At 52.7% G+C, this 26,640-nt stretch carries 24 protein-coding genes, 2 tRNA genes, 1 pseudogene and 1 riboswitch; of the genes and pseudogenes, 5 read left to right on the top strand and 22 right to left on the bottom strand.

What is annotated here, in order from left to right; genetic code table 11:
• Nucleotides 1-21: 21 nt before the first annotated feature.
• From hemB to SD71_RS07875, 19 genes and pseudogenes are all read right to left on the bottom strand, one after another.
• Nucleotides 22-1,011 carry a porphobilinogen synthase gene (gene hemB / locus SD71_RS07965; protein WP_041061910.1) on the bottom strand — a complete coding sequence of 330 codons (990 nt, stop codon included), beginning with the start codon at nucleotides 1,009-1,011 and terminating at the stop codon, nucleotides 22-24.
• Nucleotides 1,012-1,017: 6 nt separating this feature from the next.
• Complete coding sequence (cobA, locus tag SD71_RS07960) at nucleotides 1,018-2,568, bottom strand: uroporphyrinogen-III C-methyltransferase (RefSeq protein WP_041061909.1); 1,551 nt, start codon at nucleotides 2,566-2,568, stop codon at nucleotides 1,018-1,020.
• 4 nt (nucleotides 2,569-2,572) lie between these two features.
• A complete protein-coding gene (hemC, locus tag SD71_RS07955; protein WP_041061908.1) occupies nucleotides 2,573-3,511 on the bottom strand; it encodes a hydroxymethylbilane synthase in 939 nt (312 codons plus the stop codon).
• Between the two features lie 7 nt (nucleotides 3,512-3,518).
• Entirely contained in the window at nucleotides 3,519-4,172 is a 654-nt protein-coding gene (locus SD71_RS07950) for a precorrin-2 dehydrogenase/sirohydrochlorin ferrochelatase family protein (protein ID WP_152619384.1), read from the bottom strand.
• A 42-nt stretch (nucleotides 4,173-4,214) separates the two neighbouring features.
• Nucleotides 4,215-5,036 (bottom strand): cytochrome c biogenesis protein CcsA, encoded by an 822-nt coding sequence (gene ccsA / locus SD71_RS07945; RefSeq protein WP_041061905.1) that lies wholly within the window; start codon nucleotides 5,034-5,036, stop codon nucleotides 4,215-4,217.
• Nucleotides 5,037-5,064: 28 nt separating this feature from the next.
• Nucleotides 5,065-6,477 (bottom strand): glutamyl-tRNA reductase, encoded by a 1,413-nt coding sequence (gene hemA / locus SD71_RS07940; protein ID WP_041061939.1) that lies wholly within the window; start codon nucleotides 6,475-6,477, stop codon nucleotides 5,065-5,067.
• A 240-nt stretch (nucleotides 6,478-6,717) separates the two neighbouring features.
• On the bottom strand, nucleotides 6,718-7,116 hold the full coding sequence (speD, locus tag SD71_RS07935; protein WP_041061903.1) for an adenosylmethionine decarboxylase: 399 nt from the start codon (nucleotides 7,114-7,116) through the stop codon (nucleotides 6,718-6,720).
• A 359-nt stretch (nucleotides 7,117-7,475) separates the two neighbouring features.
• Complete coding sequence (locus SD71_RS07925) at nucleotides 7,476-7,925, bottom strand: non-ribosomal peptide synthetase module (protein WP_235427037.1); 450 nt, start codon at nucleotides 7,923-7,925, stop codon at nucleotides 7,476-7,478.
• Nucleotides 7,926-7,941: 16 nt separating this feature from the next.
• On the bottom strand, nucleotides 7,942-8,067 hold the full coding sequence (locus SD71_RS25530; RefSeq protein ID WP_268747722.1) for a hypothetical protein: 126 nt from the start codon (nucleotides 8,065-8,067) through the stop codon (nucleotides 7,942-7,944).
• A gap of 153 nt (nucleotides 8,068-8,220) precedes the next feature.
• Nucleotides 8,221-8,865 (bottom strand): ribosome biogenesis GTP-binding protein YihA/YsxC, encoded by a 645-nt coding sequence (gene yihA / locus SD71_RS07920; RefSeq protein ID WP_041061901.1) that lies wholly within the window; start codon nucleotides 8,863-8,865, stop codon nucleotides 8,221-8,223.
• Between the two features lie 18 nt (nucleotides 8,866-8,883).
• A complete protein-coding gene (gene lon, locus SD71_RS07915) occupies nucleotides 8,884-11,322 on the bottom strand; it encodes an endopeptidase La (protein WP_041061898.1) in 2,439 nt (812 codons plus the stop codon).
• A 111-nt stretch (nucleotides 11,323-11,433) separates the two neighbouring features.
• Nucleotides 11,434-13,200, bottom strand: a complete 1,767-nt coding sequence (gene lonB, locus SD71_RS07910) for an ATP-dependent protease LonB (protein ID WP_235427036.1) — start codon at nucleotides 13,198-13,200, stop codon at nucleotides 11,434-11,436.
• Between the two features lie 304 nt (nucleotides 13,201-13,504).
• Nucleotides 13,505-16,693, bottom strand: a complete 3,189-nt coding sequence (locus SD71_RS07905; RefSeq protein ID WP_052476075.1) for a DEAD/DEAH box helicase — start codon at nucleotides 16,691-16,693, stop codon at nucleotides 13,505-13,507.
• A gap of 27 nt (nucleotides 16,694-16,720) precedes the next feature.
• The gene (locus tag SD71_RS07900) at nucleotides 16,721-17,203 is read right to left on the bottom strand and encodes a PCYCGC motif-containing (lipo)protein (protein WP_041061896.1); all 483 of its coding nucleotides are present in this window, start codon (nucleotides 17,201-17,203) and stop codon (nucleotides 16,721-16,723) included.
• A gap of 4 nt (nucleotides 17,204-17,207) precedes the next feature.
• Nucleotides 17,208-18,305: a flavodoxin-dependent (E)-4-hydroxy-3-methylbut-2-enyl-diphosphate synthase gene (gene ispG / locus SD71_RS07895; protein WP_041061894.1), complete on the bottom strand. Its 1,098-nt coding sequence runs from the start codon at nucleotides 18,303-18,305 to the stop codon at nucleotides 17,208-17,210.
• Between the two features lie 106 nt (nucleotides 18,306-18,411).
• Nucleotides 18,412-19,667, bottom strand: a pseudogene (gene clpX, locus SD71_RS07890) (ATP-dependent protease ATP-binding subunit ClpX).
• A 13-nt stretch (nucleotides 19,668-19,680) separates the two neighbouring features.
• Nucleotides 19,681-20,268 carry an ATP-dependent Clp endopeptidase proteolytic subunit ClpP gene (clpP, locus tag SD71_RS07885; RefSeq protein ID WP_041061892.1) on the bottom strand — a complete coding sequence of 196 codons (588 nt, stop codon included), beginning with the start codon at nucleotides 20,266-20,268 and terminating at the stop codon, nucleotides 19,681-19,683.
• Nucleotides 20,269-20,449: 181 nt separating this feature from the next.
• On the bottom strand, nucleotides 20,450-21,739 hold the full coding sequence (tig, locus tag SD71_RS07880; protein ID WP_041061889.1) for a trigger factor: 1,290 nt from the start codon (nucleotides 21,737-21,739) through the stop codon (nucleotides 20,450-20,452).
• A 98-nt stretch (nucleotides 21,740-21,837) separates the two neighbouring features.
• Entirely contained in the window at nucleotides 21,838-22,761 is a 924-nt protein-coding gene (locus tag SD71_RS07875) for a HEAT repeat domain-containing protein (RefSeq protein WP_041061886.1), read from the bottom strand.
• 226 nt (nucleotides 22,762-22,987) lie between these two features.
• Here SD71_RS07875 and SD71_RS07870 point away from each other — a divergent pair.
• From SD71_RS07870 to SD71_RS07855, 4 genes are all read left to right on the top strand, one after another.
• Nucleotides 22,988-23,061: transfer RNA gene (locus tag SD71_RS07870), tRNA-Gly, on the top strand.
• Nucleotides 23,062-23,408: 347 nt separating this feature from the next.
• Nucleotides 23,409-23,858: a spore coat protein gene (locus SD71_RS07865; protein WP_052476077.1), complete on the top strand. Its 450-nt coding sequence runs from the start codon at nucleotides 23,409-23,411 to the stop codon at nucleotides 23,856-23,858.
• A gap of 87 nt (nucleotides 23,859-23,945) precedes the next feature.
• Nucleotides 23,946-24,296 carry a DUF2512 family protein gene (locus SD71_RS07860; protein WP_052476074.1) on the top strand — a complete coding sequence of 117 codons (351 nt, stop codon included), beginning with the start codon at nucleotides 23,946-23,948 and terminating at the stop codon, nucleotides 24,294-24,296.
• A 70-nt stretch (nucleotides 24,297-24,366) separates the two neighbouring features.
• Nucleotides 24,367-24,443: transfer RNA gene (locus SD71_RS07855), tRNA-Arg, on the top strand.
• A gap of 191 nt (nucleotides 24,444-24,634) precedes the next feature.
• On the opposite strand, the gene SD71_RS07850 is transcribed toward SD71_RS07855, so the two are convergent.
• The gene (locus tag SD71_RS07850; protein WP_041061877.1) at nucleotides 24,635-24,874 is read right to left on the bottom strand and encodes a helix-turn-helix domain-containing protein; all 240 of its coding nucleotides are present in this window, start codon (nucleotides 24,872-24,874) and stop codon (nucleotides 24,635-24,637) included.
• 62 nt (nucleotides 24,875-24,936) lie between these two features.
• Here SD71_RS07850 and SD71_RS07845 point away from each other — a divergent pair, with 62 nt between their 5' ends.
• Nucleotides 24,937-25,164 carry a helix-turn-helix transcriptional regulator gene (locus tag SD71_RS07845; RefSeq protein ID WP_041061874.1) on the top strand — a complete coding sequence of 76 codons (228 nt, stop codon included), beginning with the start codon at nucleotides 24,937-24,939 and terminating at the stop codon, nucleotides 25,162-25,164.
• A gap of 152 nt (nucleotides 25,165-25,316) precedes the next feature.
• Nucleotides 25,317-25,401, bottom strand: a riboswitch (cyclic di-GMP riboswitch).
• A gap of 165 nt (nucleotides 25,402-25,566) precedes the next feature.
• Here the strand turns inward: SD71_RS07845 and SD71_RS07840 are convergent.
• Both SD71_RS07840 and SD71_RS07835 read right to left on the bottom strand, forming a co-directional pair.
• A complete protein-coding gene (locus SD71_RS07840; protein ID WP_041061871.1) occupies nucleotides 25,567-25,941 on the bottom strand; it encodes a hypothetical protein in 375 nt (124 codons plus the stop codon).
• Nucleotides 25,938-26,138 (bottom strand): hypothetical protein, encoded by a 201-nt coding sequence (locus SD71_RS07835; RefSeq protein ID WP_041061869.1) that lies wholly within the window; start codon nucleotides 26,136-26,138, stop codon nucleotides 25,938-25,940. The genes SD71_RS07840 and SD71_RS07835 overlap by 4 nt, the downstream gene beginning before the upstream one ends.
• Between the last annotated feature and the right edge of the window lie 502 nt (nucleotides 26,139-26,640).

Below are 26,640 nucleotides of genomic sequence, written 5' to 3'. Positions count from 1 at the left end.
TATAAATTGGGATTGGAAAAATCAGCCCTGCTGCAGCCAGCGAGCGGCATCCTTGGCGTGGTAGGTGATGATCAGATCCGCACCCGCACGCTTCATGCCGAGCAGCGTTTCCATGACGATTGCCCGCTCGTCGATCCATCCTTGCATGGCCGCCGCTTTGACCATCGAGTATTCCGCGCTCACGTTGTATACCACCAAAGGCAAATTATAGCGGTCTCTGAGCATCCTCACGACATCCAGGTAAGCCAGCCCGGGCTTGACCATCAGGAAATCGGCGCCTTCCGCAATATCCGACTCGGCTTCACGGAGCGCTTCACGCGAATTGGCCGGATCCATCTGATAGGTTTTGCGATCGCCGAACTGCGGCGAGGAATGGGCGGCTTCGCGGAAAGGACCGTAATACGCCGAGGAATATTTGACCGAATAGGACATGATCGGAATATGTTTGTATCCCGCTTCGTCCAAGCCTTCGCGGATGGCCGCCACGAAACCGTCCATCATGTTGGAAGGCGCGATGATATCCGCCCCCGCTTTAGCTTGCGACACGGCAGTTTTCACAAGAAGAGCCAAAGACTCGTCGTTGTCGATGTCCGCTCCGCATTCAGTCGTATGAACGACCCCGCAATGACCGTGGTCCGTGAACTGGCACAAGCAAGTGTCGGCCACGACAACCAGATCGGGATACAGTGATTTGATCCGCCGAATCGCCTTCTGAACAATTCCATTCTCATCGTAAGCGGAACTGCCGACAGCATCCTTCTCGGAAGGTACGCCGAACACGAGAACGGATTGTATACCGAGCGACACCATTTCGTTGATTTCTTCTTCCATGTTGTCAAGCGACCAATGATAGACACCCGGCATAGAGCTGATCTCTTCTTTGATGCCATTGCCTTCGGTCACGAAAATAGGCGCTATGAAGTCATTAACCTCGACGCTTGTTTCTCTCACCATGCTTCGCAGTCCAGCGGAGTTGCGCAATCTGCGATGTCTTACTAAAGGATAAGCCATTGTCAATTACTCTCCCTTCAATATCCTTCTTCTATCCGCCAATGCCTGCACAAGTCCGTCTATCGTTGAATCCTCGGGAACGACGGTGACGTGCAAGCCGTTCTGTTCGGCGGTTCTGGCCGTGATCGGGCCGATACAAGCAATTTCGATATTTTGCAATGCTGCGGCAGGGTCTTCAATCCCCAGCTGTCGCAGCGCCTGTAGTAAATTATGAACGGTGGAGGAGCTTGTAAAAGTAATGAAATGAATTTCACCGTTTGCTATCATTTCAGGAAGCCAGAGGTCCTGAGGAGCAGCGAAAACCGTTTCATAGACATCGATTTCCACAGGCTCGGCACCCATGGCCTTCAGTTCGTTCGGCAGCAGCTCGCGGGCCAGGTCGCCCCTTGGCAGCAGCGCCTTCTGGCCGGGCTTCACCAAGCCGTCCAAACGGTCCAGCATGCCTTCCGCGCGAAAATTCTCAGGCAGTAAATCCGCCAGAATCCCGCGCGCAGCAAGCGCAGCAGAGGTTTTCGGCCCCACAGCCACGAATTTGGCCTTGTGGAAGCGCCGGATATCGATGCTGAAACGATCCAGCCAGTGAAAAAAGAATTCCACTCCGTTGACGCTTGTCAGCATGACCCAATCGTATGCTTCCGCGTCAGCGAGCGCCTTGCGAATGGCATTAATCGTTGCTGACGCCTTCGGAGCTCTCGTCTCGATGACGGGAAACTCGTACGGCTCTCCGCCTAACTCGTCGATTTTGGCGGCCAGCTCGCTCGCTTGCGATCGTGCCCGGGTAACCAGCACCCTTTGCCCGAATAAAGGCCTGTCCTCAACCCAAGCGAGAGTTTCGCGCTGCCGCACGACCTCGCCGACGATAATGACGGCCGGAGGCTGAAAATCCGCTTCCTTGACTTTCCGTTCAATGTCCCGGAGCGTTCCTACCAGGGTTTTCTGCTCCGCGCGTGTCCCCCATTGCACAAGAGCTACCGGAGTTGCGGGCGCTCGTCCGTGCTTCATTAACTGTTCGCTGATATATCCGATTTTGGACACACCCATCAAAAACACGAGAGTGCCCGTCGCATTCGTTACCTTGTCCCATTGAATGGAACGGTCCAGCTTATCGGGGCTTTCATGGCCGGTAATGACGGAAAAGGAGGATGCCAAATCCCGGTGTGTAACGGGAATTCCCGCATAAGCCGGAACGGAAATTGCTGAAGTGATGCCTGGAATAATCTCATAGGAAATGTCGTTCCGCCTGAGCAGATCGGCTTCTTCCCCTACCCTGCCGAATACGGTAGGGTCCCCGCCTTTCAAACGGGTGACGGTTCTGCCCTGCAGCGCGAGATCCACCAGCAGTTGGTTGATATCTTCCTGCTTCATCGTGTGACGGTCCGGAAGTTTGCCGACATAGATGCGTTCCGCGTCCGGCCGCGCATGATTCAGCAGCTGCGGACCCGCCAGCCGGTCGAACACGACGACATCCGAGCGCTGCAAGGCTTCCAATCCGCGCACCGTAATCAGCTTGGGGTCACCCGGCCCCGCGCCGACCAGATATACTTTACCTTTTGACATCGGCTTATTCCCTCGATTCGGCCAGGATTTGGTCCGCTCCTCTTAGCAGCAGTGCTTGCGCCACATCGAAGCCTACCTGCTCCGGATCGTTCCCGGTAACGGATTCTCTGAGCAGCCGGAATCCGTCCGGCGAAGCAACCATGCCTGTTAGTGTCAATGGCGCATCAGGTTCAGCGGACTGCGCTTGCGCATAGGCGCCGATCGGCACCTGGCAGCCGCCGTTCAACAACCCCAGCAGGCGCCGTTCGGCTGCAACCGTACGTGCCGTAACCGGATCATTGAGGCGAGAAAGCAGTGCCATCACCTCTTCATCATCGATCCGGCACTCCACCGCCAAAGCTCCTTGTCCGACGGCCGGCAAACAATCGTCAGGGGAAAGGTATGAAGTGATCCGGTCTTTCCAGCCCATCCTGTGCAGACCGGCCGCCGCCAGAAGAATGGCATCGAATCCTTCGTCGGAAAGCTTGCGAAGCCGCGTATCGATATTGCCGCGAATGGACTCTATCCGCAGGTCCGGTCGAGCCGCCTGGAGCTGCGCCGCACGGCGCAGGCTGCTTGTGCCGACCTTGGCACCTTGAGGAAGTTCCTGCAAACCCGCTGCATCGGAAGAGATCAGGCAGTCGCGGGGATCCTCCCTCTTCGGCACAGCACCGATCGTCAACCCTTCCGGCAGCTCAAAGGGCATATCCTTCATGCTATGTATCGCCAAATCAATCTCTTTATCAAGCAGCGCTTGTTCGATTTCTTTGACGAACAGGCCTTTGCCTCCGACTTTGGAGAGAGTGACGTCCAGGATCCGGTCTCCGCGCGTGACGATCGGTTTCACTTCGAACTGATAGTCCAATCCCGCATCACGGCATATTTGCCGCATCAGTTCTATCGTCTGATTCGTTTGTGTTAATGCAAGCGAGCTCTGCCGGCTGCCGACGATGATTGTGCGCATATTCTCTCTATCCCCTCGTGTAATTTGCTCTCTGCCTCAGTCGTTCCACAAGCTTTCCTTTATCCTGCAGCCAGGATGCCGACCGCCATTCTTCCAATGCGTCTTCGGTAACCGCCGCATTCAGCAGCTTCCGCCTCTCGGAGGAATCTTCCACTTCCGATTTGACGATAGATCGGACGGTCTCCAAAACTTTGACATACTCGGCATACTCCGGGCCATACCTGACAGCCATCTCATTCACGACGCGTGCAGCGAGAGCGGGCGCAGCACCGGAGGTGCTCGCGGTCACAATCAAATCGCCGCGGCGGAGAACCGCAGGCACGATAAAGTCGCCGCCCGCTCCGTCATCCGCGACATTCGCATGAATGCCCCTTGCCCTTGCCGCCTGTGCGGCTTGAGCGTTAATGTCCTGCCGGTCCGTAGCGGCAAAGACAAGTGCAGCACCATCCAGGTCCTCATCCTGCATCGGCCGCTTGGCCCATTCGATCTTACCCGCGTGCACCAACTCCCGCAGATGCTCCGTCAAGCCGAGGCTGAAGACCGAAACGGCCGCGCCGGCTTCCAGGAGACCTGATATTTTGCGTTCCGCCACCGAACCGCCGCCGATGACAACACAACGCCGCCCTTCAAGATTAAGCATTAACGGATACCATCGTGACAACGGTCATCGACTCCTCTCGATTCGATCGCGGACCTCTGAATTCTACAGCCAGCGATGAAAGGAAGATAATGAATTCATAAAGAAGCCGAGGATCAGCAAAGCATAGCTGAGCAAATTCAAGCGTGCCAGCCTTGCTCCGTTGTCTTGAGACACCGCTTTACGAAATAAATAGACGACATACACCACTCCGGCCGCCGCGGAAAGCAGCACCTTCTCGTCCCACAAGTGCGCTGAGCTGCCGTCCATCAACAGCGCGGCGACGCCCGTCGACAATGAAAGCAGCAGCAGAGGCACTCCGATCAATCCGGCCCGAAAAGCATAACGATCGATAATCTCCAGACTGGGCATTCGGCTCATGATGTGCGACCATTTCTTGCTTTTCAGCCGCGAATGAAGAAAAAGATACATGCCGCCCAAGAGAGCCGCGATCGTCAATATGGCAAATGCTATGGTGATCAAGCTGATGTGGATGACGAGCAGCCGGCGGGCAACTTCCCAAGGTGCCAGGGCCATCTCGTGCTTTGGCCGCTGAAGCAGATTCAACGCCAGGATGGCGAATCCGACCACATTAACCAGCAGAACGAGAAGCTCGGCCCTTATCCATCGATTCAGAATGAAGGAGACCGACACGAGCAGCCAAGACACGAAAAACAGATACTCTCTCAAATTCATGGTAGGCACGGAAAAGTGCTCGACCAGAATCATCAGCAAAAAACCCGTTTGCAATACCCAAACAAAAACAAGGAGCCCTGTTCCTACTCTTCGGGCGCTCCGGTTGCCGGAAGCGGCGTCGGACACAAAGAACAGCAGGCTCAGGGCGTATATATACAGTACGGCATCGGACAGCCAATCTTGCGTTACCATGGGGGCATCGCCTCCCGTATCCCTTGCTTTATCTGAGTGCGCCGGCAAGCTTGGAAAGGAGGCTGTCGACATCCAGCGTCGCGTCCGGGCTCTTACCTGCAGCAGCAGCGGCAGCAACAGCGGCATCCTTGCGGGACATCGCTTCCGCCTTCTCCTCGGCTTTCAGCTCGGCGACCTGCTCATCCAAATCGAACAGCTGAACGAAAAGCTTCAAAGCTTCGTCGCTCCGCTTGTCCGCGGCCAGCTCTTTAATGCGCAAAATGGGATCGTGTATGACTTGATTGACAATACTCTTCGTTAATTTGCGAATGACTTTAACTTGCCGATCATCAAGCTCCGGCAGTTTGCGGAGCAGGCTTTCCAGCGTTTGCTCCTGAATGCCGGCCGCTTTCTCCTGAAGTGCGCGGATGAGCGGACTGACACCCAGTGTAGCATACCAGCTGCGATACGCTTCCTGCTCTTCGGCAATCATCTCTTCGATAATCGCGGCTTCTTTGCGCCTTTTGGCGATATTGGTCTCGACTACGCCTTCCAGGTCATCGATGTCATAGAGGAAGACGTTCGGAATGTCGCTGCTGGAAGGATCGATGTCACGCGGCACCGCAATGTCAATCAAGAACATCGGCCGATTCTTCCGCCCGGACATCGCAGATTCGATCTGCTCCCGTGTAAGTACGAAACGCTGCGCGCCTGTACTGCTGATGACGATGTCCGCGTCATGCAGACGCTGCACCGCATCTTCCATCGCCATCGCGTTTCCCTGAAACTTGTGCGCCAGCTCCTGCGCCCGCTCCAAGGTCCGATTGACGACGAACATTTCTTTGGCACCGTTGCTGTGCAAATGCTGAGCCGTTAATTCGCTCATTTTGCCGGCACCTACGATCATGACCTTCTTATCGTCAAAGCGGCCGAATATACGCTTGCCCAATTCGACTGCCGCATAACTGACCGAAACGGCGCTCTCGCCGATCGACGTCTCGGAATGAGCACGCTTGGCGACCGTGACAGCTTGTTTGAAAAGACGGTTAAACAAAGTTCCCGTTGCTTGGTGCTCCTGGGCCAGCAAGAACGCATCTCGGACTTGACCGAGAATTTGCGTTTCACCGATGACCATGGAATCCAGGCCGCAGGCTACCCGGAACAAATGTTCAACGGCCTGGTCATCTTCATGCATATATAGGTAAGGGTTAAATTGCGCGCGAGGTACCTGGAACCATTGCTCCATGAAAGCGCGGATGTAATGTCCGCATAAATGCCGCCGATCGACGACGGCATATAACTCCGTCCGGTTACAGGTGGCCACGATTACTCCCTCGAGAATGCCCGTAGTCTGCTTCAGCGCCTCAAGCGCTAGAGGCAGTTGCTGTTCCGCCAGCGCGAACCGTTCGCGAATCTCCACGGGGGCGGTACGATAGTTCAATCCTACGACGATCATTTGCACGAGCATTCACCTGCCTTTCTTGAGGGAGCCGATAGCCGATCCTGTTAATCAAAGAATATTATATCATAGTTCCACAGGCTCGTTCTTTCCAATTATGAACACTTTTTGACCGGAAGAAGCCGAGCTTTTATTCTATTGTCGTCGACATGCAGCCGGTCTATTCCACTTTTTGCTTGTCCGCGGAGGGTGTATTGAAAAACCCATGGGGCCGCGGCCTCATGGGTTTGACTTAAGCAGTTATTAAACGAGCTCGACCTGCTTCATTGACGGCTCTACCACTTGCATTTCGCCGACGCCGCGGATCAATTTCTTCGCATAGGTTTTTTCCGGTTTCAGAACGTTTACTAAGTAGTCGATTGCAGCCTGAGGATCAACCGTTTCGCCGCAAGTATAACAATCAATAGCAGCAAAACCCTTCTCAGGATACGTGTGAATGGAGATGTGACTCTCCGACAGCAGTACCAATACAGTTGCGCCCTGGGGCTCGAATTGTTTGGATTGAACCGAGAGAACGGTTGCGCCGCATGCTTCGGCTGCCTCCACCATGTGCGATTGAAGAAGTTCTGCGCTGTTCAAGAGATCGATGTTGCCTCCCCATGTATCAACCGCAACGTGCCGTCCGAAAGTTGAATATTCCATCTTTCGGTTCCCCCTTCCTAGGAATAAAATGTGTTACTGATTTCATCCGCTAGGACCTACGTCATTCACTTGGAGGGAATCTGCTCTCACACCGCATTCCTTGAGTGAATCCTGGTTCCTATTGTGTTGTCAACGAATCTAAAAATACCATCTATTCGGTGTAAATGCAACAGTTTTTTTTAGGAAGAATTTTTTCACTTTTCGCCCTTGCCCCGCCTGGCTCCAAGAGGCATTCCAAACCTGGAATTCGAAAAGCAAGCTCTGTCCCAAAATATGCGCAAAAGACGGCGAAAGTGCGATATTTCCGAAAAAAGAAAAGAGCCGCATAAATGGGGCTCCTTGTGCATGTTATCAAGTTCTCAAGCTTCCAGAGCAAACAGTGTCCGGCTATGATATTTCAATCTCTGATCGATGTCCGAAATGTGCAGGGGATCTTTCGTCTTGTTACGGATATCCAGCAGCTCATTCACGGAGCCCTGCAATCGCTGGATCTCTTCCTCAACCGAACAGAGGTTGAATTGCGCTTCCAACCGTCCCAGCGTATCTCTGTGCTCGAATACAGTACGGATATTATTGCCGTTAGCTTCTACGATCCGGGAAACGGAGCCATTCACATAGTGATAAACCATCGTGAACCCGGGATAAATCCGATTGACTACGGCATCGCCTTTGAAACCGGCAACGAGCTTGCGTAAAGTATCGGTAAGTTTAAGGTGAACGACGCGGCAGGTAAGCGAACAGCGATATTGTCCGTTCATTCTTTCGAAGGTCAAGCGGATCGCTTCTCCTCCGCTTTCATCCTCCAGCATGACTTCCTGGTTTCCGTTATCCCAGAACAGACCTTGGCAGTCTCAGCTGCTGGTTCTCGCAAAGGGAAATCAATCGCGGCATTTCGGCTTCCGTCAGTGTAAGGCTCGCATTGACATACTCCGTGGCTACCCGTTGAGCCATAAAATCTCCTCAATTCCCTTTTCTTGCAAAGTATCTTACTTTGTTACTTAACCCTATTATACTTGAATGCAAACACCCTTACCTGACAGCGAGCCGTGATTTTTCCGTAAAAAACCTTCAAAAAACGATGCCTCCCGCGATCCTGACGGATTTTTACCCGTTATCCTCTGTTTCCTGCATGATGTTGCGGGGTTCAGAGGGGTCGTTAGACGGTATTTCTGCCGCTTGCGCAATCAGGCTCCATAATTCGTCTCTTCCCTGTCCCGTTTCCGATGAAAACAGCATCAATGGTACGTGACCGGGCATGCCGAGGGTTTGGCGTATGATTTTGGAATGTTTGGGCCATTGCGAACGGGATACTTTATCCGTCTTGGTCGCCACGACACACATCGGAATCTCGTAATGGGAAAGCCATTGATACATCTTCTGGTCTTCTGCAGACGGAGGGTGCCTGAAGTCCACGAGCTGCAGCACAAGTTTAAGCGGATCACGGTCGCGTAAGTATTGTTCGATCATCTTGCCCCATGCTTGCCGCTCGGTCTTGGACACTCTTGCGTAGCCATAGCCCGGAAAGTCTACAAAGTAAAGATCGTCATTGATCTTGTAATAATTAAGCGTTTGCGTTTTTCCCGGCTGCGAGCTGGTTCGGGCTAAGTTGCGTCTCAGCAGCATCTTGTTGATGAGCGAGGATTTACCCACATTGGAACGGCCGGCGAGGGCCACTTCCGGTAAACCATCCTCCGGAAATTGGCTCGGGCCGACCGCGCTGATGACAAATTCAGTTTGCTTGATTTTCATGGTACGTGACGTCTCCCATCAATGTGTGCCGACAGGCGGCGTATCCTCCGGTTTATTATCGACCGCAGGTCTAAGCGCAGGGTTTCCATTCTGCATCTCATTGTCTTCGGAACCCGAAGGCTGCCGGCCGAACGGTTCGGCCAAGGCATGCTGGAGCACCTCATCCATGTGCGATACCGGAACGAAAGTCATATCCTCCCGGACGCTTTCCGGAATATCCCTCAAATCGCGCTCGTTATCCTTCGGTATGAGCACCTTCGTAATTCCGGCCCGATGCGCCGCCAAGGACTTCTCCTTAAGCCCCCCGATCGGAAGCACACGACCGCGCAAGGTGATTTCGCCGGTCATCGCAACTGCTCTGGACACACGTCTTCCGGTAAGCGCCGATATCAAGGCCGTAGCCATCGTAATACCGGCAGATGGTCCATCTTTGGGGATCGCCCCTTCAGGAATATGAATATGAATGTCGTTCTTGTCATGGAATTGCGGATCGATTCCGAGTTCCTTGGCGCGGCTGCGCGTGTAGCTGAAAGCTGCCTGGGCCGATTCTTTCATGACGTCGCCCAGCTGGCCGGTTAAAGTCAGCTTGCCGCTGCCGGGCATCACCGTGACTTCGATGACCAGCGTGTCGCCGCCCACTTCCGTCCATGCAAGTCCGGTAACCGCACCGATCTGATCCTCCATCTCCGCCATACCGTAGCGGTATTTGCCCGGACCGAGCAATTCCTTTAATCGAGCGGCATCCACCACGTAAGGAGCTGCGCTTGGATCCGCGACAATCGCCTTAGCCGCTTTCCGGCAAATCGATGCAAGCTGCTGTTCCATGTTGCGGACGCCCGCTTCGCGTGTATACTCCCGGATCATAGCTAACAAGGCTTCGCTTTCCATAACGAGTTGATCTTCAGCCAACCCGTGGTCGCGCTTCTGCTTTGGAAGCAGGTGGCGCTGAGCAATTTGCAGCTTCTCGAGTTCGGTGTAGCCCGGAATGTAAAGCAGCTCCATCCGGTCCAACAGAGGACGCGGTATGTTATGCATCACGTTCGCTGTCGTCACGAACATGACATTGGAAAGGTCAAACGGCATCTCAATGTAATGATCGCTGAAGGTCGCATTCTGCTCGGGATCCAGAACCTCAAGCAGCGCCGATGACGGGTCTCCGCGGAAGTCCATGGCCATCTTGTCGATTTCGTCGAGCAGGAACACCGGGTTAGCGGTTCCCGCATTCCGCATGCCTTGAACGATGCGGTCAGGCATCGCGCCGACATAAGTACGGCGGTGACCGCGGATCTCCGCCTCATCACGAACGCCGCCCAGCGAAATCCGCACGAATTCCCGGCCCAGCGATGTTGCGATCGAACGGGCCAGCGAGGTCTTACCGACGCCGGGAGGCCCCACAAGACACAGTATCGGACCTTTAAGTTTCTTGACCAGCTTCTGAACGGCCAGATATTCAAGAACACGCTCTTTCGGCTTCTCGAGACCATAGTGCTCTTGTTCCATAATTTTTTCCGCTTTGGAGATGTCGAGATCGTCTTCCGTCTGTTTGTTCCACGGCAAGGCGAGCAGCCACTCTACATAAGTGCGGATAACGGCCCCTTCGGCCGAGGATGCGGGCATCTTCTCAAGACGATCGATTTCCTTCTCCACTTTTGCCGCGATTTTCTCCGGCAAATCGGCTTCGGCGAGCTGCGCTCTCAATTCCTCGACCTCGCCGGCGCGGCCTTCCTTATCGCCCAGTTCTTTCTGAATAGCTTTCATCTGCTCCCGAAGGTAATATTCCTTCTGGGTTTTCTCCATCTGTTTCTTCACGCGCTGGCTAATCTTGCGTTCCAGTTCCAGCACTTCACGTTCGTTATTGAGAAAATCCAGCAGCTTCTCGAGCCGCGGACGAACGTCGACAGTCTCGAGAATCTCTTGCTTATCTTTGATCTTCAGCGACAGATGACTCGTAATGACATCGGCCAAACGGCCCGGCTGATCGATGTCCGATACTGCGGCCAGCGTCTCCGGGGTCACCTTCTTGGAAAGGTTGATATAATGCTCGAATTGGCTGAGCACGGCGCGCATGAGCGCATCCAGCTCGGAATCGTTGCTCGGCCCTTCTTGCAGCTCATGCGCCAATACTTCATAAAATTCTTCATTAGGCAAGTATTGCTCAATCTCCGCCCGGCTGACGCCTTCGACGAGAACGCGGATCGTGCCGTTAGGAAGCTTCAACATCTGACGTACTTTCGCAATTGTTCCAACCTGATAAATATCTTCCTGCGTCGGCTCCTCAATGTTGACCTCAGATTGGGAGCAGAGCAGAATCATATGATCGTCCACCATGCATTGTTCCAGTGCTTTGACCGATTTCTCACGGCCAACATCCAGATGAAGCACCATGCTGGGATAGACGAGCAGCCCGCGCAGGGGCAGCAAAGGGATGGAACGACTTTTCGGTTTGCTCGAACCCATGATTCGCCCTCCTCTGGAATAATTGGAATACTCCAGTCATTGTACCAAATGTGATCTCCTGCCGCAAAAAGAGGGCCGCCCCTCAGGACGGCTATGTTCCTACAATGTTCATTACCCTTGTAACCGGGAAGTGGACGCATCCCGTGCGCCGGATTCCTGTTGGACCGTGCCCGCATGCAGGATGGAGCCTGCCGGGGCGGCCGCAAAAGTGTCCGCGGCCACGGGAAGTTCGGCGATTTGCCAGCGGTTCTCCGTCTGCATCATTTCGTCCCCGAACACGTGGCGGAAAACCTCTTCCATCCGATCGACCGGTATCACCTTGACGTCCTCCAGCCCCTCGAAGATGGCCTGCCAATTCTCTTTCGGAATGATGACGGTCTTGGCGCCGGCTTGGAACGCCGCCTCCACTTTGGCAATGACTCCGCCTACCGGCTTAACGCCGCCGTGGATGCTGATCTCTCCTGTCAGCGCCAGCTTGTTATCGACCGGTTTCCCGGTCATTGCAGATGCAATCGCAACAGCCATGGCTACCCCTGCCGACGGCCCATCCACCGGAGTACCTCCGGGAAAGTTAATATGCAGATCGTAATTTTCAGGCTGGAAACCGTTGCGGCGCAGCACCGTCAACACATTGTCCAAAGAACCTTTGGCCATGCCTTTTCTGCGCAGCGTGCGCTGACCGCCCCCGAGTTCTTCTTCATCTACAACTCCGGTGATATTGAACTGGCCCCGCCCGGCGGCTGCAGGAATCGCCGTGACCTCGATTTCCAGCAGCGCACCCATGTTCGGGCCGTAAACCGCCAATCCGTTGACCAGTCCCACCTGCGGCTCCGCAGGAATTTTGCGGTCGGGCCTCGGCGGCAGCTGGCTGCTGTTCACCACCCATTCCACGTCCTCGGCACCAAGCTGCTCACGGTTTTCCGACAATGACAGGCCGGCGGCCAATTGAATAATGTTGACAGCCTCGCGGCCGTTCGTGGCGTACCGTTTGACAACCTCAATAGCCTCAGGCTGCGGCTGAAAGCCGATCTTCTGAATCGCATTCTCCGCAATCTGCCCGATTTCCGCAGGCAGCAAAGGCCGGAAAAACACTTCCATACAGCGGCTGCGCAGAGCAGGTGGCAGATCGCCCGGCGACCTGGTGGTCGCGCCCACCAGACGAAAATCCGCAGGCAAGCCGTTCTGGAAAATATCATGTATATACATCGGTATGTTGCCGTCTTCCGAATGGTAATAGGCGCTCTCAAGGAACACCTTGCGATCCTCCAACACTTTTAACAGCTTATTCAGCTGTATCGGGTGCAGTTCGCCGATCTCATCGATAAACAGGATCCCGCCATGGGCCTTGGTGACGGCTCCGGGCTTCGGCTGCGGAATCCCGGCTACGCCCATCGCCCCTGCCACCCTGATAAATCGGGTCATGGACGGAACCGATGAGCGGATCCGCGGATCGCCTCGCTCATCGAAACGAGCCGTCGTCGCATCGATTTCGGTAAACTTGGCGTCCTGCCGGAATGGAGACAGCTTGTTCTTTTTGGCTTCCTCTAGAATGACCCTCGCTGCAGCCGTTTTGCCGACCCCTGGGGGTCCGTAGACGAGCACATGCTGAGGGTTGCTGCTGCATAAAGCAGCCTTAAGCGCGCGCAGCCCTTCCTTTTGCCCGACAATGTCCGTAATGCTTGCCGGCCTCGTTTTCTCAGACAACGGCTTCGTTAACGAAATGGATCTCAGCTTGCGCAGCTTGTCCATTTCCTTGCGGGATTCGCGATCGACGGCACTGCGGTTGCTTTTCTGGTTACGGAGCAAGTTCCAGAAATAAATGCCGATAACAACGGCAAAAAAGACTTGAACGAGCATAAGTACAGCGCTTAATGACACAGAAGTCCATCCTCCCCAATAACGCCCTCTGAAGGCGCTGCATTCTTTTCAAGACAAAAAAACCGACACCCGGGCCTGTGACGACTGCGCGCGGCCCGAAAGCGCCGGCAAAGTCGCACGGTGACGACTGTGCGCGATCGATGATCGCTTGCAATCAGTCGCACAATACTTGGTAGTATTGCCCGAATATCGGAGGATGTAGTCGTCGTCAGGGTCGGATACATTCAGATTTGGAGCAGCTCGCGGATATCCTCCTCGGTCAGAGTGGACAGGGCGGCATTCCCAGGCTGAATGATTTCTTCGATCAAGTCTTTTTACGCTGCTGCAGCTCCAGCATTTTCTCTTCGATCGTACCCTGTGCAACAAGTCGGATCACCTGCACGACGTTCTTCTGGCCGATCCGGTGCGCCCGGTCCGCAGCCTGCTGCTCGACCGCGGGATTCCACCATAAATCGTAGAGCACCACTGTATCCGCCCCGGTTAAATTCAACCCGGTGCCGCCGGCCTTGAGGGAGATCAGGAACATGTCGCGGGCCCCGTCGTTGAACTCCTGGCACATTTCAACACGCTCGGCAGACGGGGTGGATCCGTCCAGATAAAAGTACGGCAGCCGCATCTCGTCAAGCTTGCCCCGGATGATAGCCAGCATGGAGGTGAACTGCGAGAAAATGAGCATCCGTTTGCCGCTCGCCAGACACTCGTCGATAATTTCGAGGAGCTGTTCGAGCTTGCCTGAGGAGCCCTCGTATCCATCGATGAACAATGCCGGATGGCAGCAAAGCTGCCGCAGTCTCGTTAAGCCGGCTAATATCTTCATCCTGCTTTTCTGGAAACCGTTCGCCGCCAAGTCACGCGCCACATCGCTCTGCAGCTTTTCCAGATAACCCAAATAGAGCTGTTTCTGCTCGGTGGACAGCTCGGACGGCTGCACGCTTTCGATTTTGTCCGGAAGCTCGGTCAGCACCTCGCGCTTGAGCCTGCGAAGGATAAACGGTCGTACCATACGGGAGACTTTGTCCCTGGGAAGATCCGAGAATGACTTTCTCCCCGCGAATAAACCCGGAAATACCGCGTCAAAAATGGACCACAGCTCTTCAAGCGAATTCTCGATCGGGGTGCCGGTCAGCGCAAAGCGCTGTCCTGCACGCAGCCTGCGAACCGCATGGGCAGTCAGCGACGCATGGTTTTTAATCGCTTGCGCCTCGTCCAGAAAAAGCGCCCGGAACGTTTGCTTTTCGTACCAGTCGATGTCCCGCCGCAGCAGAGGGTAGGAGGTGATCCAGACGTCGGCATCGGAGGTGTCGGACATCAGCTCGGTCCTTTCCTGCCGGTCTCCTGCGGCGACGATCGTTCTGAGCTGAGGGGCGAACTTCTTGCATTCGCGTTCCCAGTTGTAAATGAGCGAAGCCGGACACACGATCAGTACCGGCGCGGCCGCCCCATCTTCACCAGATCCCTTGTTCGTCTCCGAAGCGATATAGGCGATGCTTTGAATCGTTTTGCCCAAGCCCATATCATCCGCCAGAATGCCGCCCAACCCGTAGTGAGATAAGGTCTTCAACCATTGAAAACCGTACTTCTGATAATCGCGGAGAATGGGATCCAAACCCGGAGGCACTTCAAAGTCCAGGTTATCGGGATTCCGAAGGTTGTCCCAAAGCTTGCGCAGCGTCTTGCCGAGCTGTACGCCGGGCGTATTGCCGAATTGGTCCATCAGCTGAAAGCTTTTCACGGCAGGCAGGCGTATTCGGCTTCCGTTCATTTCAGGCTTCCGCAAATCCAGTTCGTCGAACAGCCGATGAATTTCTCTAAACCCTTCCTGCTCAAGAGACAGGAAAGCTCCGTCGGGCATACGGTAATATTTCTTTTTCTCAACGACATTGCGCAGAAGATTCTGAATTTGCTCGTCATCCATGCCTTCCATGTCGAATGAGACTTCCAGCCAGTTCGTGCCGACATCAACATCAAGACGCGCTTTGGGCCGGAATTCGACCGTGCGGAGAACGGATTTCACGGAAGACGTAGCGTAAATCTCCACATGCTCTTCCAATTGGGGCAGTATCTGAAATAGAAAATCGTAGATGTCTTCTTCGTTATCCAGATACACTTCCCGGCCGTTAAACTTGAACGACGACCGTTCGATAAGCCCCATGATCCTGTTTTCCTTCTCCAGATCTCTCATCAGGATCACGTCGGCTCTCGGCGGTGCCATCTCGTTATGCGAAAGCGGGACGATGACAATTTCTCCGTAAATGTACTCCAGCTTTGCCACGAGCCTGTCATCCTCGAAATCCAGATGAAGCTCGGCCTTGAGCGGAGGATTGACGATCCGGTCGGCGATTTGGGGCGATATGGTCACATCTGCAAATTGTTTCAGACCCCGAACGACCCGATCGATGAACGGCTCGATCTGCTCGTCGGATATGAGCAGCCGCGTATGCTTCTCGTGATGAAAAAGGTTTTTCAGCTCTGCAATACGCTTCAGCTCGTCGGCATCGGCTTTGTAAAACACGCCGTCGATAATGGCCATGCCGTAGTTCTCGAGGAATACCGCATTCTTGAGTCCCTCAATTTCCAGCTGATACCCTTCGCCGGCCGCCTGCTTCAGTTGTGCGCTAATCGGCAGCGGGCCTTCCGCCAGTTGCAGCGGAATACCTGTCCCGTCAGCGTCTTCGTACCGAATATTGACTTGATCCAGCATAGGCAGCAGTTCACCCCAAATGGCCGGAGGGATCATCAGAATCCGTTCTTCGCGGTGAGAATAAGTGGGAAAAGTGTGAAACAGCCCTTTATAAATTTCTTCACTGCCTGCTGCCGCGATTAGCGCCTCAATGACTCGCGCATCCTGATCTTGAAAGTAGTGTTCTGAAGGGTCGTAGGTGAAGTGTTTGGCGAAAATCATAGGTGTCCCCGAGTCAACATGCTTTAAGAATTCTTTCATCTTCTGCACGATGTACAAACGGGACACACCGATTTTCATCGATAAAGCGAGCATCGGATTGTTAGAATAGCCGCTCAGTACTTTACAGGAATACTCCACCTGAAGCGGCTCCGCATCGGCGGAGCGATCGCGCCCGTCTGTCGGTTGGGAGCCCCGGTTTAATGCCCGGTCGAATAAAAATATCGCCTGGCGCGTCAGATGACTATCTCTGTCGGATATCGTGCCGCTTAACACATCGGCCGCTTCGTCCTGCTCCTCTACAAGCGCGAGGAGCACCGCCGCGATATGCATGCAAAAAGACTGAGGAGCATACGCAACGCATTCGCAGCTGGCATCGAGATCACCGTTATCATCGAACGCGATCCTCACTTGGTATCGGCTGCGCGCGTTTCCTTTTACTTCAGCCCGCACAACCCCGTCAGGCAGCCTCCGAATCGTGTCGACTTGACCCGATCGGAAGTAAGACTCGCCGCGCATGTAAGAAGCGGCGCCGCACAGCTCTTGGACCAACTGCTTGTTCAGAACGCGAATTGTCGCTTTTTTACCAGCCATTGTTATATCATCCCGCATTCCATTCGATTAAGCATTCGGCATAGGAGTGACCGTCGGATTCCCATACCCGGAAGAATATTGCCGATCGATCAACTGCCGAATCTCCAGAGTGCTTGCACCCTGCTGCTTCAGCTGCGCGGCCGTGATGGCGATTTCCAGGCATACTCCGCACCTGGTCCCATGGTCGTCCCACACAACGGAACCGTCTTCGCGCACACTATTGATGAAACAGTTAAGGTTGCTTTTGTGTCCGGCGCTTTCCCCGCAGCCGCAGAAACACGGAATCCATTGCAGCGTATCTTTCAGCTTGCCGGCTGCGGTGTAAGCCGTAACGACTTCAGGCGACAGATGATCCAAAAAAGAAGGCAGCTTCTCTAAAGAAGCTGTCTCTTCCTGTAAATCGCCGTTCGGCGCATGGTGAACATGAGCGTTCTGCTGCGTATCATTCGAACCGCATGAAGACAGAATGAACAAAGCTGCAGCCATCAGCGGATAAAATATTTTGTGCATCGGATCAATGTTTCCTTCCTGGAATGACCCCTGTTTCCGTATAAACCGCAACAATGTGGTCAATCTCTTTCTTCAACTCATCGACGAGGTCCGCTTCCGGTACTTTGCGAATCATCTCGCCATAACGGAAAAGCATTCCTTCCCCGCGGGCGCCGGCTATGCCGATATCCGCTTCGCGCGCTTCCCCCGGGCCGTTCACCGCGCAGCCCAGCACGGATACTTTGATCGGAACTTTCAATTTGGACAGGTAACCTTCCACTTCGTTGGCTACCGCGAACAAATCGATATCCAGACGTCCGCATGTCGGACAGGAGACCAAAGTGGGTGCATCTGTGATGAGGCCGAAGGTTTTGAGCAATTCTCTTGCAACCTTGATTTCCTCCACGGGATCGGCGCTTAAGGAAATCCGCATCGTATTCCCGATACCCTGGTTAAGCAGTACACCGAGTCCTGCGGCGCTTTTGATCGTACCGGAGAAAAGAGTTCCGGCTTCCGTAATACCCAGGTGCAGGGGATATCGGATCACCTCGGCCGCTTTCGTATAAGCTTCTATCGCCATCGGAACGTCGGAGGCTTTCAAGGAAACGATGATATCGTGAAAATCGAGCTCCTCGAGAATGCCGATATGGAACAGCGCGCTTTCCACCATCGCTTCGGCAGTCGGGTAACCGTATTTTTCCAGCAAATGATTCTCCAGGGAACCCGCGTTAACTCCGATCCGGATCGGGATGCCCCTCTCCTTGCAGGCGTTCACGACGGCTTCCACCTTTTCCCGCCGACCGATGTTGCCCGGATTGATGCGGACTTTATCGATACCGTTCTCTATAGCCGCCAAAGCTAAACGATAGTCAAAATGAATGTCGGCAACCAAAGGAATGGAAATTTCTTTTTTGATCGCTTTGATCGCTTCCGCCGCTTCTTTGTTGTTCACCGTCACACGAACCAGCTGGCAGCCGGCTTCCTCCAACCGCTTGATCTCGGCCACAGTGGCGGCAACGTCAGCGGTCTTGGTTGTACACATGCTTTGAAGGATGACTTGATTGTTCCCGCCGATCGTCAAATTCCCGACACGGACAGGCACGGTATCAGTGCGTTTGAACATGATAAGGTTTCTCCCCCGTATACGCCAAAGTCCACCCCGCAGATCGGCGGGGTGGAACCGGCAGCTTTAGGCGAACACCGTACAGCCCTTGGGCTTTCGTCCTGTGTTACGCGCTCTCTTCTTTTTTCTTGCCTTTTTTGGTGGTGAGTTCCGGCGCCATCTTCTCCTTGACCGACTTCTCGGTGACCAGGCAATTGACGACGTCGTCGCGGGAAGGCACTTCATACATCACTTCAAGCATGATGCCTTCGATGATGGCCCGCAAGCCCCGCGCTCCGGTATTGCGCTTGATCGCCTCGCGAGCGATCTCTTCAAGCGCGCCTTTGTCGAATTCGAGCTTCACATTGTCCATCTCGAGAAGCTTCTGGTATTGCTTCACCAGCGCATTCTTCGGTTCCGACAATATGCGGACGAGCGCTGGCTCATCCAACGGCTCAAGTGTGGAGATGACGGGCAGACGGCCGACAAACTCGGGGATAAGTCCGAATTTCAGCAAATCTTCCGGTTGAGCCAGAGACAGATATTCGCCCGGCTTCATCTCTTTCTGGCCTTCCAGCGCGGAGCTGAACCCGATCACTTTTTTACCGATTCTGCGTTTGATGAGCTGCTCCAGACCATCAAATGCGCCGCCGCAAATGAACAGGATGTTCGTTGTATCGATTTGGATAAATTCTTGATGCGGATGCTTGCGTCCGCCCTGCGGAGGAACCGAAGCAACCGTGCCCTCCAGAATCTTGAGAAGCGCCTGTTGAACACCTTCGCCCGACACGTCCCGGGTAATGGAAGGGTTCTCGGATTTGCGCGCCACTTTATCAATTCATCGATGTAGATGATGCCGCGTTCGGCCTTCTCCACATCGTAATCTGCCGCTTGAATAAGCTTCAGCAAAATATTTTCGACGTCCTCACCGACATATCCGGCTTCCGTCAAGGAAGTCGCGTCGGCGATCGCGAACGGGACATTCAGAATTTTGGCCATTGTCTGAGCGAGCAGCGTTTTCCCCGATCCGGTCGGGCCTACAAGCATGATGTTGCTCTTCTGAAGCTCGACATCTTCAAGCTTGGCTTGGGAGTTAATCCGCTTGTAATGGTTGTACACCGCTACGGACAACGATTTCTTGGCTTGCTCCTGACCGATGACATATTGATCCAGAATGTTCCGGATGTCCTTCGGCTTTGGAATATCTTTCAGATCAAGCTCTTCCTCGTGGCCGAGCTCCTCTTCGACGATTTCCGTGCAAAGCTCGATGCACTCATCGCATATATACACGCCGGGACCGGCGACAAGCTTTCTCACCTGATCCTGCGACTTACCGCAGAACGAACATTTCAACTGACCTTTTTCGTCGCTGAATTTGAACATGAAATCACTCCTTTTATGCCAAAATGGGTGCGGTGATGATACGGTCGACTAACCGGTACTCCACGGCTTCTTCCGCACTCATGAAATTATCTCGGTCGGTATCGCGCTCGATCTTCTCGTACGGCTGACCGGTGCGCTCTACATAGATCCGGTTCAACTTTTCCTTCGTTTTGACAATCCAATCGGCATGGATTTTGATGTCCGATGCCTGACCTCTTACACCGCCCAGCGGCTGGTGAATCATAATCTCGCTGTTCGGCAGAGCATAGCGTTTGCCCGGAGCGCCCGCTGTGAGCAGCAAAGAGCCCATGCTGGCGGCCATTCCGACGCAGATGGTGGAAACATCCGGTTTGATGAACTGCATCGTATCATAAATACCCAAGCCGGACGTAACTGAACCGCCGGGGGAATTGATGTACAGACTGATATCCTTCTCGGGATCTTCAGCGGCCAAAAAAAGCAGTTGGGCGATGACGAGATTGGCAACGTCGTCATCAATCGTGCTGCCGAGAAAAATGATGCGGTCCTTCAACAATCTTGAGTAAATGTCATACGACCGTTCTCCGCGGTTCGTTTGTTCGACGACCATAGGCACCAACATGTAACCAACCCCATTTCCAACTGTCTTGAAATCTCGGTAATATTCTAACACGTTCAATACGGAATGTCATGTTGAACGGCCCGGTGTGTTCAACATCTGTGATATCCGGCTTACTGTAGTATACGCAAGGTTAAAAATAAGGCACGCGGCTTGCACGTGCCTTATCGATTAATGTTGTGATTTAGGCTGTTTTACTTTCATCCACGAGGAATTTGACCGCTTTGCGCACCTTCAGGTCTGCACCCAGATTGTCGAGGTATCCTTGGGCCGCGAACAGGCTGCGAAGCTCTTCCGCCGAACGGCCGTAAAGCTTGGAGAGGCTCTCGAGCTCTTCATTGATATCCTCTTCGGACACTTCAAGGTTCTCCGCTTTTGCAACTTCTTCAAGGACTAGATTGTTGCGTACGCGCTTCTCGGCGTCGCCCTTCATTTGCTCTTTCAGAGCGGCTTCGTCTTGGCCGCTGAACTGGAAGTACAACTCCAGGTTCATACCTTGCTGGCTCAGACGGTTCTCGAAATCCTTCATCATCTGGTCGACTTCTGCATCGATCATGACGGATGGGATTTCAACCTCCGCGCCCTCCGCTGCTTTGTCGACAACTGCGGCTTCACGCGTGCTCTCCGCGTCCTTCGCTTTCCGTTCCTTCAGCTTGTTCGTCAAATCCGCTTTGTATTCCTCCAGCGTATCGAACTCGCTCACGTCTTTCGCGAACTCATCGTCCAGCGCCGGCAGGCTTTTGCGTTTGATCTCATGCAGCTTCACTTTGAATACAACCGGTTTGCCGGCCAGATTCTCAGCCTGGTAGTTCTCCGGGAAAGTGACATTGATCTCCTTCTCCTCGGCAATATTCAATCCGACGACTTGCTCTTCAAAGCCGGGAATGAACGAACCCGATCCGAGCTCCAGCGAAAAACGCTCGCCTTTGCCGCCTTCGAAAGGCTCGCCGTCAAGGAAACCTTCGAAGTCGATGACCGTGTGGTCGCCCATTTGAGCAGGACCTTCATCTACAACGACAAGCTCCGCATGGCGCTGCTGAAGGCGTTCCAGTTCGGCGTTTACTTCTTCCTCGCTGACGTCGGTGTCTGCTGCAGGTACTTCCAATCCTTTGTAGGCGCCGAGCTTCACTTCAGGCTTAACCATCACTTTTGCTTTGAACTTGAACGATTGGCCTTTGCCGAATTGCTCGACATCTACATCGGGACGGTCGATCGGTTCGATTCCGGTCATTTCCACGGCGTTGGTGTACGCTTCAGGAAGCAGGATGTCGATCGCGTCCTGGTACAGGCTTTCAACTCCGAAACGGGCTTCAAATATGGTGCGCGGAACTTTTCCTTTGCGGAATCCGGGCACGTTCGCTTTTTGCGCTACTTTTTTGAAAGCCTTGTCCAATGCTTTCGCAACTTGCTCGGCCTCGACTTCAACGTCAAGAACGCCGAGGTTCTTCTCTATCTTTTCCCAATTTGCTTTCATTATATGCTTTCCCCTCCGTAACATCTTGCCGCGTTCGCACGGCATAAACCATTACATTATAAATCATCGGCGACCGGCATTCAAGGCACAGTTATCCGTCATTGAACGGTTGGCCGCGGTTCGGCGGCATATTGGCGGAGCCAGCGCAACGCCTGCTCATAACGAAACCGGAGGTCACCCGTGATCCCATATTGTTCGCGTACCCATTCGTCTCCTTGTTTGCCGTGCAGCTTCTCCAATAACAGCTGATGCAGCGCAGCCGCCCATAAGTCGGAAGAGCCGTCGCTATTTTCGGCCATACCGTTGTACATAGAAGTTCCATAGGCCGCCTGTACGCACTCTTTCCACATTTCTTCGGCAAAATAGGACAGCGTCGGATCCGAGACCTCCGCCATGCTTTTCAACCTTTCCAACACTTGCAGGACTCCTTGAGGAAAATCGGCGAACGACATCGGTGTGTCCGAAGCCTCTACCGTCAAGCTCTCTCCGTCTCTCCATAGGGAGACCGGCCCGGCGGCGCCTTGCTTGCGAAGAACCTGCAGGGCGCGGAATTGTACAGGCGGCAGATATTCTTTCGCGGCCAGCCACTGCCGCAGCAGCGGCTCAATATCCGGGTGTTCCAAATGCAGGAGCTGGCCGAGAGCAACGAGCTGCTTCTCCGGATCCTCTCCATTCTGAAGCGAATCGAGCAGTCTCGGAATATAGCCGGTATCTTCTTGCGAGCGGTGCGTCACTCGGCGGCGAACCCAATCTTCCTCCGCCTGCTCTTCTTCCTCCTCTTGCTGCCAGTCGTCCGTCACATCCCCGCCTAGCGCGTCGGGAAAAGCCGCATCCAGCCATCCCAGCAGAGCCTGCCATTCCGTATGGTGGCGCTCCGCTTCCCCGCGGCATTGGAGCAAAAAGGTCAAAAGCGCCTTGGCGTCGCCATAACGCTCTGTCTCCAGCATTTTCGTCAATTGTATTTGATAATAATCAAGAGTTTTTGGAAATAACACCAAGTTATCTTTGGTGCCGTCCGTCATCGGTAATGCCCCTTCCAACCGGCTTGTAGCCGCAGGTTCGGTTCCCTCGCATTATATCACGAACAGGATGACAAATGGAAAACTGCTGGGCACAGTGTGCAGTTGCTTCCTCTGTTTAGTGAATAGCGGAACTCCGTTCCTCTAATGTCTCCAACCCGTCGCTCCACTCTAGCTGATTGATTCACAGGCCGCTTGTATGCTATGATAGCTCTTGCTTCAGCAGTGCGCGGGTGTAGTTCAATGGCAGAACGCCAGCTTCCCAAGCTTGAGGCGAGGGTTCGATTCCCTTCACCCGCTCCATATGAAACTCTTCTTCGGAAGGGAAGACGAACCCTTAGCGGTTCGACCGCCCGTAGAAGCTCCTTGAATAATCTTAGTAGGACGCGCGTCAACATCCACCTCCACCCGTTCCCGCAGGGAACATTTCAATCAAGGATGTTGAGTATTCCCTTCACCCGCTCCAATACATAAACGACGAAGAAGCCCTTCACATGAGGGCTTCTTATTTTTTAGGCATATCCGCTTGGACATCTAACCTTCAGCATTATTAGGCATATGGTATCCCATCATATTTATGGAGGGATTGTAAGGTGTACGATTACGAACGGCAGCCGAGACCCCATTTAGCATGGCATGAAACGCTTGAAATGCATGAACTGGTCGCCATGCAAGCCAGCAATCTGATGGATTTCAAAATGAACCTTCCGAAAGTTCAGGATCCTGCCCTTCGCGGCTTATACTCGGAGGCTATACAAGGTATGCAGCAAAACTTAAGCGAACTTCTTCCTTTCTACTCGAAAGCCCCGGTTCCGCCGAAACCGCCTGTGAGGGATATGCCTCCTGCAGATTTAACGCCATTTTTCTCCGGACACCTGCTTGGTTTCGCCAAAAGCGCAGTTCGCAATTATGCCATAGCCATCACGGAGACGGCAACGCCGGCTTTGAGAGACACTTTCCAAAGACAGCTTCTCCGAGCGATACAGCTTCACGGCAAAGTGTTTTATTTCATGCTGGAACGCGGTTATTATCCGGCTTACAACCTGCAGCAGCTGCTTGGCAACGATGTGAAAATGGCGCAAAAAGCGATGTCTATGTAAACGGCGTAATATTTTTGTGCCGCTGAGGAACAATGACAATAAACCCGAGTTAACTATATAGTTGCCGCTGCTAAAGGAGATCAACTGATGAAATTCGTTCTGAAATGGCTGATTAACGGTGTGATTGTTTCCTCCCTCTTGGTTTTCTACACGGACATCGATTATATAACGGCAGCCTTCATTGCTTCGGTGCTGTCCGTGATCGAGTATTTTATCGGAGATCAGCTTCTCTTACGTGCGACAAATAATACCGTGGCCACAATTGCGGACGGTGTGGGCGCTCTGCTGTTTCTGGGAGTCGTCGCAGATTCCATGAACCTGGAGCTCTCTTTCGGCGAATCCCTGGTTATTGCGGCTATTTTGGCGATCTCGGAATGGATCATTCACCGGTATATCTTCAAACCGATCAACTTGATGGTCGAACCCGGCACAACTTAGCGCCGTTAGAAATTTTCCTCAAATCGGCTCTTGAGTCGATGCACCGGTCTGTGATAGAATAATCAAGTTCGTCCCAGTAGCTCAGTTGGATAGAGCACTCGCCTTCTAAGCGAGTTGTCGGGGGTTCGAATCCCTCCTGGGACGCCATTACAACTTAACACGTGAATTTTAATAAACTTCAAAAAACCCGGAATGCCCTGAAATAACAAGGATTCCGGGTTTTTGTATGTATTCCTTCCATTAATAAGAATCCGTTTGAACACGATAAAAACGGGAAATGTTTTACACATTTTTTACACTCACAACGCCATTCACACAGTGAGAGCGAAACAGTTTATTTAGGAAAAACTGAGCTCATCTAAGGTCACACCATAGAAACGAGCCAGCTTGATTGCGGTGGATACATAAATACTGGCAGGGTATCGTTCATATTTGTAAAGTGTTCTTGTAGAAATATTCAACGCATTCGCTACGTACTCCACGGAATAGCCCGCTGCTTCTCTGGCGTTGCGCAATGATGGTTCCATGTTTTTGCTCTCGGATTCGAGAAGGCGCAAATACCTTCTAGCTAATTCCATACACTGTTCTCCACCTTTGTTGTATAATCGAAAAAGGCAATTTTATGTAATTGGAGGTATCCATGGCTCTTCAGATGAGGAGCCGTTTGCCGGAATGGTTTAAGAAAACGGGAAAGAAACAAGTCGATTTAGCGCGTCATCTTGATGTGTCCCAAGCACATATATCTCAGGTCTGCCACAACAAAGAGCAACTTTCTGTCGAAAACTTAAAATTGGCAGCTGACTTCTTCGGATGCTATATGGATGATCTCGTCGAACTGATTCACGTTTCCGATAATGGCAAACGGTAGAGGGCATTTCATGCTCCCTCCTACGATGAGTCTTAAGCCATTACTTAAGTTTTGTTTCCAAAAAATGCAACCTAATACACATGCTAGGTTGCTGAGGTAGCTGTCCTTTCAAGAAAACATTAGAGTCGGAAGAGCACTCACATCACCCCATCTTCGGCACCTGGCTGGCATAGCGGATCCGCATTAGCCCCTATAGTTTTGCGTCGCCGGCTTTCACCGGGTTTGCTCGTTCGGTTGGATATTATTTCTATGTTTCAAAGTTCAATTGATTGGGTAAACCTGTTCGTTCATTGTAACCCCATCTTAATCGAGTTGAATACTAGACTTTAGTTATAAACAAATTTCGACAAAGTACGACTTATTGACTAATCATTTGTCCCTTGGCTACATTTCCCATCCCTGTTAATTTCCCGTTAACTTCACTCCGGCATAGCGACTCGTTCTTTCGAGCACTTCCGTCCGGACCTTGCCCCATAAGAGCAGTAAGGTATGTTTATAGCCTCGACACAGGTATTCCGCATCCAAACCTCTTGCAGTATGTCTCTGGGCGTATACCTTGATGCCTCGCTCTTTCAACTTTCGTTTAATTAAAATATGTTCATTCAGCGCTTCACTTTGAACGCCTTTAAGTTCTTGGATAAGCACGATGTCAGTGTTCAGGCCCGACTTTTCAATTGTGGCTATATCCTTCTCGAGGTAATCCAGCATCACCGGTAGAATTAGAAAGTCCTTCACCCATGCCATTTCCTCTTTATCAATATTTCTCGGCGTACTCATGCCTGTTTCCTGCTCACCGGCTGCGCGGCCAGGATCCTCCCAACTTCAAACGACCGGAATGCCTGCTTTACTGTATCGAATCCCCGCACCTTACCGTCACGCACCTTATGAACGCTGATCTGTCGTTTTGTGATGTTTCCCTTGCTGTCCTGGTAGATGATCTCCACGATCTGACCGACACACTTTTCGATCGGCATGCTGTTCACTCCTAATAGGAACGTTTGTTCTCACATTATAAACCGAACAAATGTTCTTATCAATATAAAAATATTTTGATAATCCCTAAGGTTCGACATCGGGCTGCGTGGTAAATAAGGGTTTACGTTGTGGCAGCCGCCGTTAAAGAGTGCATGGAAAAAAAATATATAGTAAAACGCTAAAGGAGCCGGCCCCTGACTCCCCCATCACAGGCCCCGGTTCGTTTGTTGAGCATAAATTTTCATCTCATTGTTAATGGTAAAACGTGGAGTTAATGATAAAAAGGAGATTCATCAGTCATGCCTAAATGGGTTCAAGAACAGAATTTCAGACAACCTCAAAGATGTGTGGGTTGTTACTGGGGAAGTTGGAACGGAACCAAACAGTTTTGTTCAAAATCCCGATGTATAAAAAAGATTGACGTAGATTAGCAAGGCAAAAAAMCAGCGATAATGTCATGATAGTCCACTGGTGCATCCGCTATTTACCAACATAAATAAA

Origin of the sequence: Cohnella kolymensis, assembly GCF_000829465.1 — a bacterium.
GTDB classification, from domain to species: Bacteria; Bacillota; Bacilli; order Paenibacillales; family Paenibacillaceae; genus Cohnella; species Cohnella kolymensis.
Note: the sequence above shows the minus strand (reverse complement) of the source record. Positions and strands in the feature narration are given on the sequence as shown.

What these genes read in the sequence shown, in the direction of transcription:
- SD71_RS07900 (WP_041061896.1), bottom strand. Translation starts at nt 17,203, where the DNA reads ATGCACAAAATATTTTATCCGCTGATGGCTGCAGCTTTGTTCATTCTG.
- speD (WP_041061903.1), bottom strand. Translation starts at nt 7,116, where the DNA reads ATGGAATATTCAACTTTCGGACGGCACGTTGCGGTTGATACATGGGGA.
- SD71_RS07875 (WP_041061886.1), bottom strand. Translation starts at nt 22,761, where the DNA reads ATGACGGACGGCACCAAAGATAACTTGGTGTTATTTCCAAAAACTCTT.
- SD71_RS07905 (WP_052476075.1), bottom strand. Translation starts at nt 16,693, where the DNA reads ATGGCTGGTAAAAAAGCGACAATTCGCGTTCTGAACAAGCAGTTGGTC.
- yihA (WP_041061901.1), bottom strand. Translation starts at nt 8,865, where the DNA reads ATGAAAATCAAGCAAACTGAATTTGTCATCAGCGCGGTCGGCCCGAGC.
- hemB (WP_041061910.1), bottom strand. Translation starts at nt 1,011, where the DNA reads ATGGCTTATCCTTTAGTAAGACATCGCAGATTGCGCAACTCCGCTGGA.
- SD71_RS07835 (WP_041061869.1), bottom strand. Translation starts at nt 26,138, where the DNA reads ATGCCGATCGAAAAGTGTGTCGGTCAGATCGTGGAGATCATCTACCAG.
- SD71_RS07850 (WP_041061877.1), bottom strand. Translation starts at nt 24,874, where the DNA reads ATGGAATTAGCTAGAAGGTATTTGCGCCTTCTCGAATCCGAGAGCAAA.
- ccsA (WP_041061905.1), bottom strand. Translation starts at nt 5,036, where the DNA reads ATGGTAACGCAAGATTGGCTGTCCGATGCCGTACTGTATATATACGCC.
- ispG (WP_041061894.1), bottom strand. Translation starts at nt 18,305, where the DNA reads ATGTTCAAACGCACTGATACCGTGCCTGTCCGTGTCGGGAATTTGACG.
- SD71_RS07845 (WP_041061874.1), top strand. Translation starts at nt 24,937, where the DNA reads ATGGCTCTTCAGATGAGGAGCCGTTTGCCGGAATGGTTTAAGAAAACG.
- hemC (WP_041061908.1), bottom strand. Translation starts at nt 3,511, where the DNA reads ATGCGCACAATCATCGTCGGCAGCCGGCAGAGCTCGCTTGCATTAACA.
- clpP (WP_041061892.1), bottom strand. Translation starts at nt 20,268, where the DNA reads ATGTTGGTGCCTATGGTCGTCGAACAAACGAACCGCGGAGAACGGTCG.
- cobA (WP_041061909.1), bottom strand. Translation starts at nt 2,568, where the DNA reads ATGTCAAAAGGTAAAGTATATCTGGTCGGCGCGGGGCCGGGTGACCCC.
- SD71_RS07925 (WP_235427037.1), bottom strand. Translation starts at nt 7,925, where the DNA reads ATGCTGGAGGATGAAAGCGGAGGAGAAGCGATCCGCTTGACCTTCGAA.
- lon (WP_041061898.1), bottom strand. Translation starts at nt 11,322, where the DNA reads ATGGGTTCGAGCAAACCGAAAAGTCGTTCCATCCCTTTGCTGCCCCTG.
- SD71_RS07865 (WP_052476077.1), top strand. Translation starts at nt 23,409, where the DNA reads ATGCATGAACTGGTCGCCATGCAAGCCAGCAATCTGATGGATTTCAAA.
- tig (WP_041061889.1), bottom strand. Translation starts at nt 21,739, where the DNA reads ATGAAAGCAAATTGGGAAAAGATAGAGAAGAACCTCGGCGTTCTTGAC.
- SD71_RS07840 (WP_041061871.1), bottom strand. Translation starts at nt 25,941, where the DNA reads ATGAGTACGCCGAGAAATATTGATAAAGAGGAAATGGCATGGGTGAAG.
- SD71_RS07860 (WP_052476074.1), top strand. Translation starts at nt 23,946, where the DNA reads ATGAAATTCGTTCTGAAATGGCTGATTAACGGTGTGATTGTTTCCTCC.
- SD71_RS25530 (WP_268747722.1), bottom strand. Translation starts at nt 8,067, where the DNA reads ATGGCTCAACGGGTAGCCACGGAGTATGTCAATGCGAGCCTTACACTG.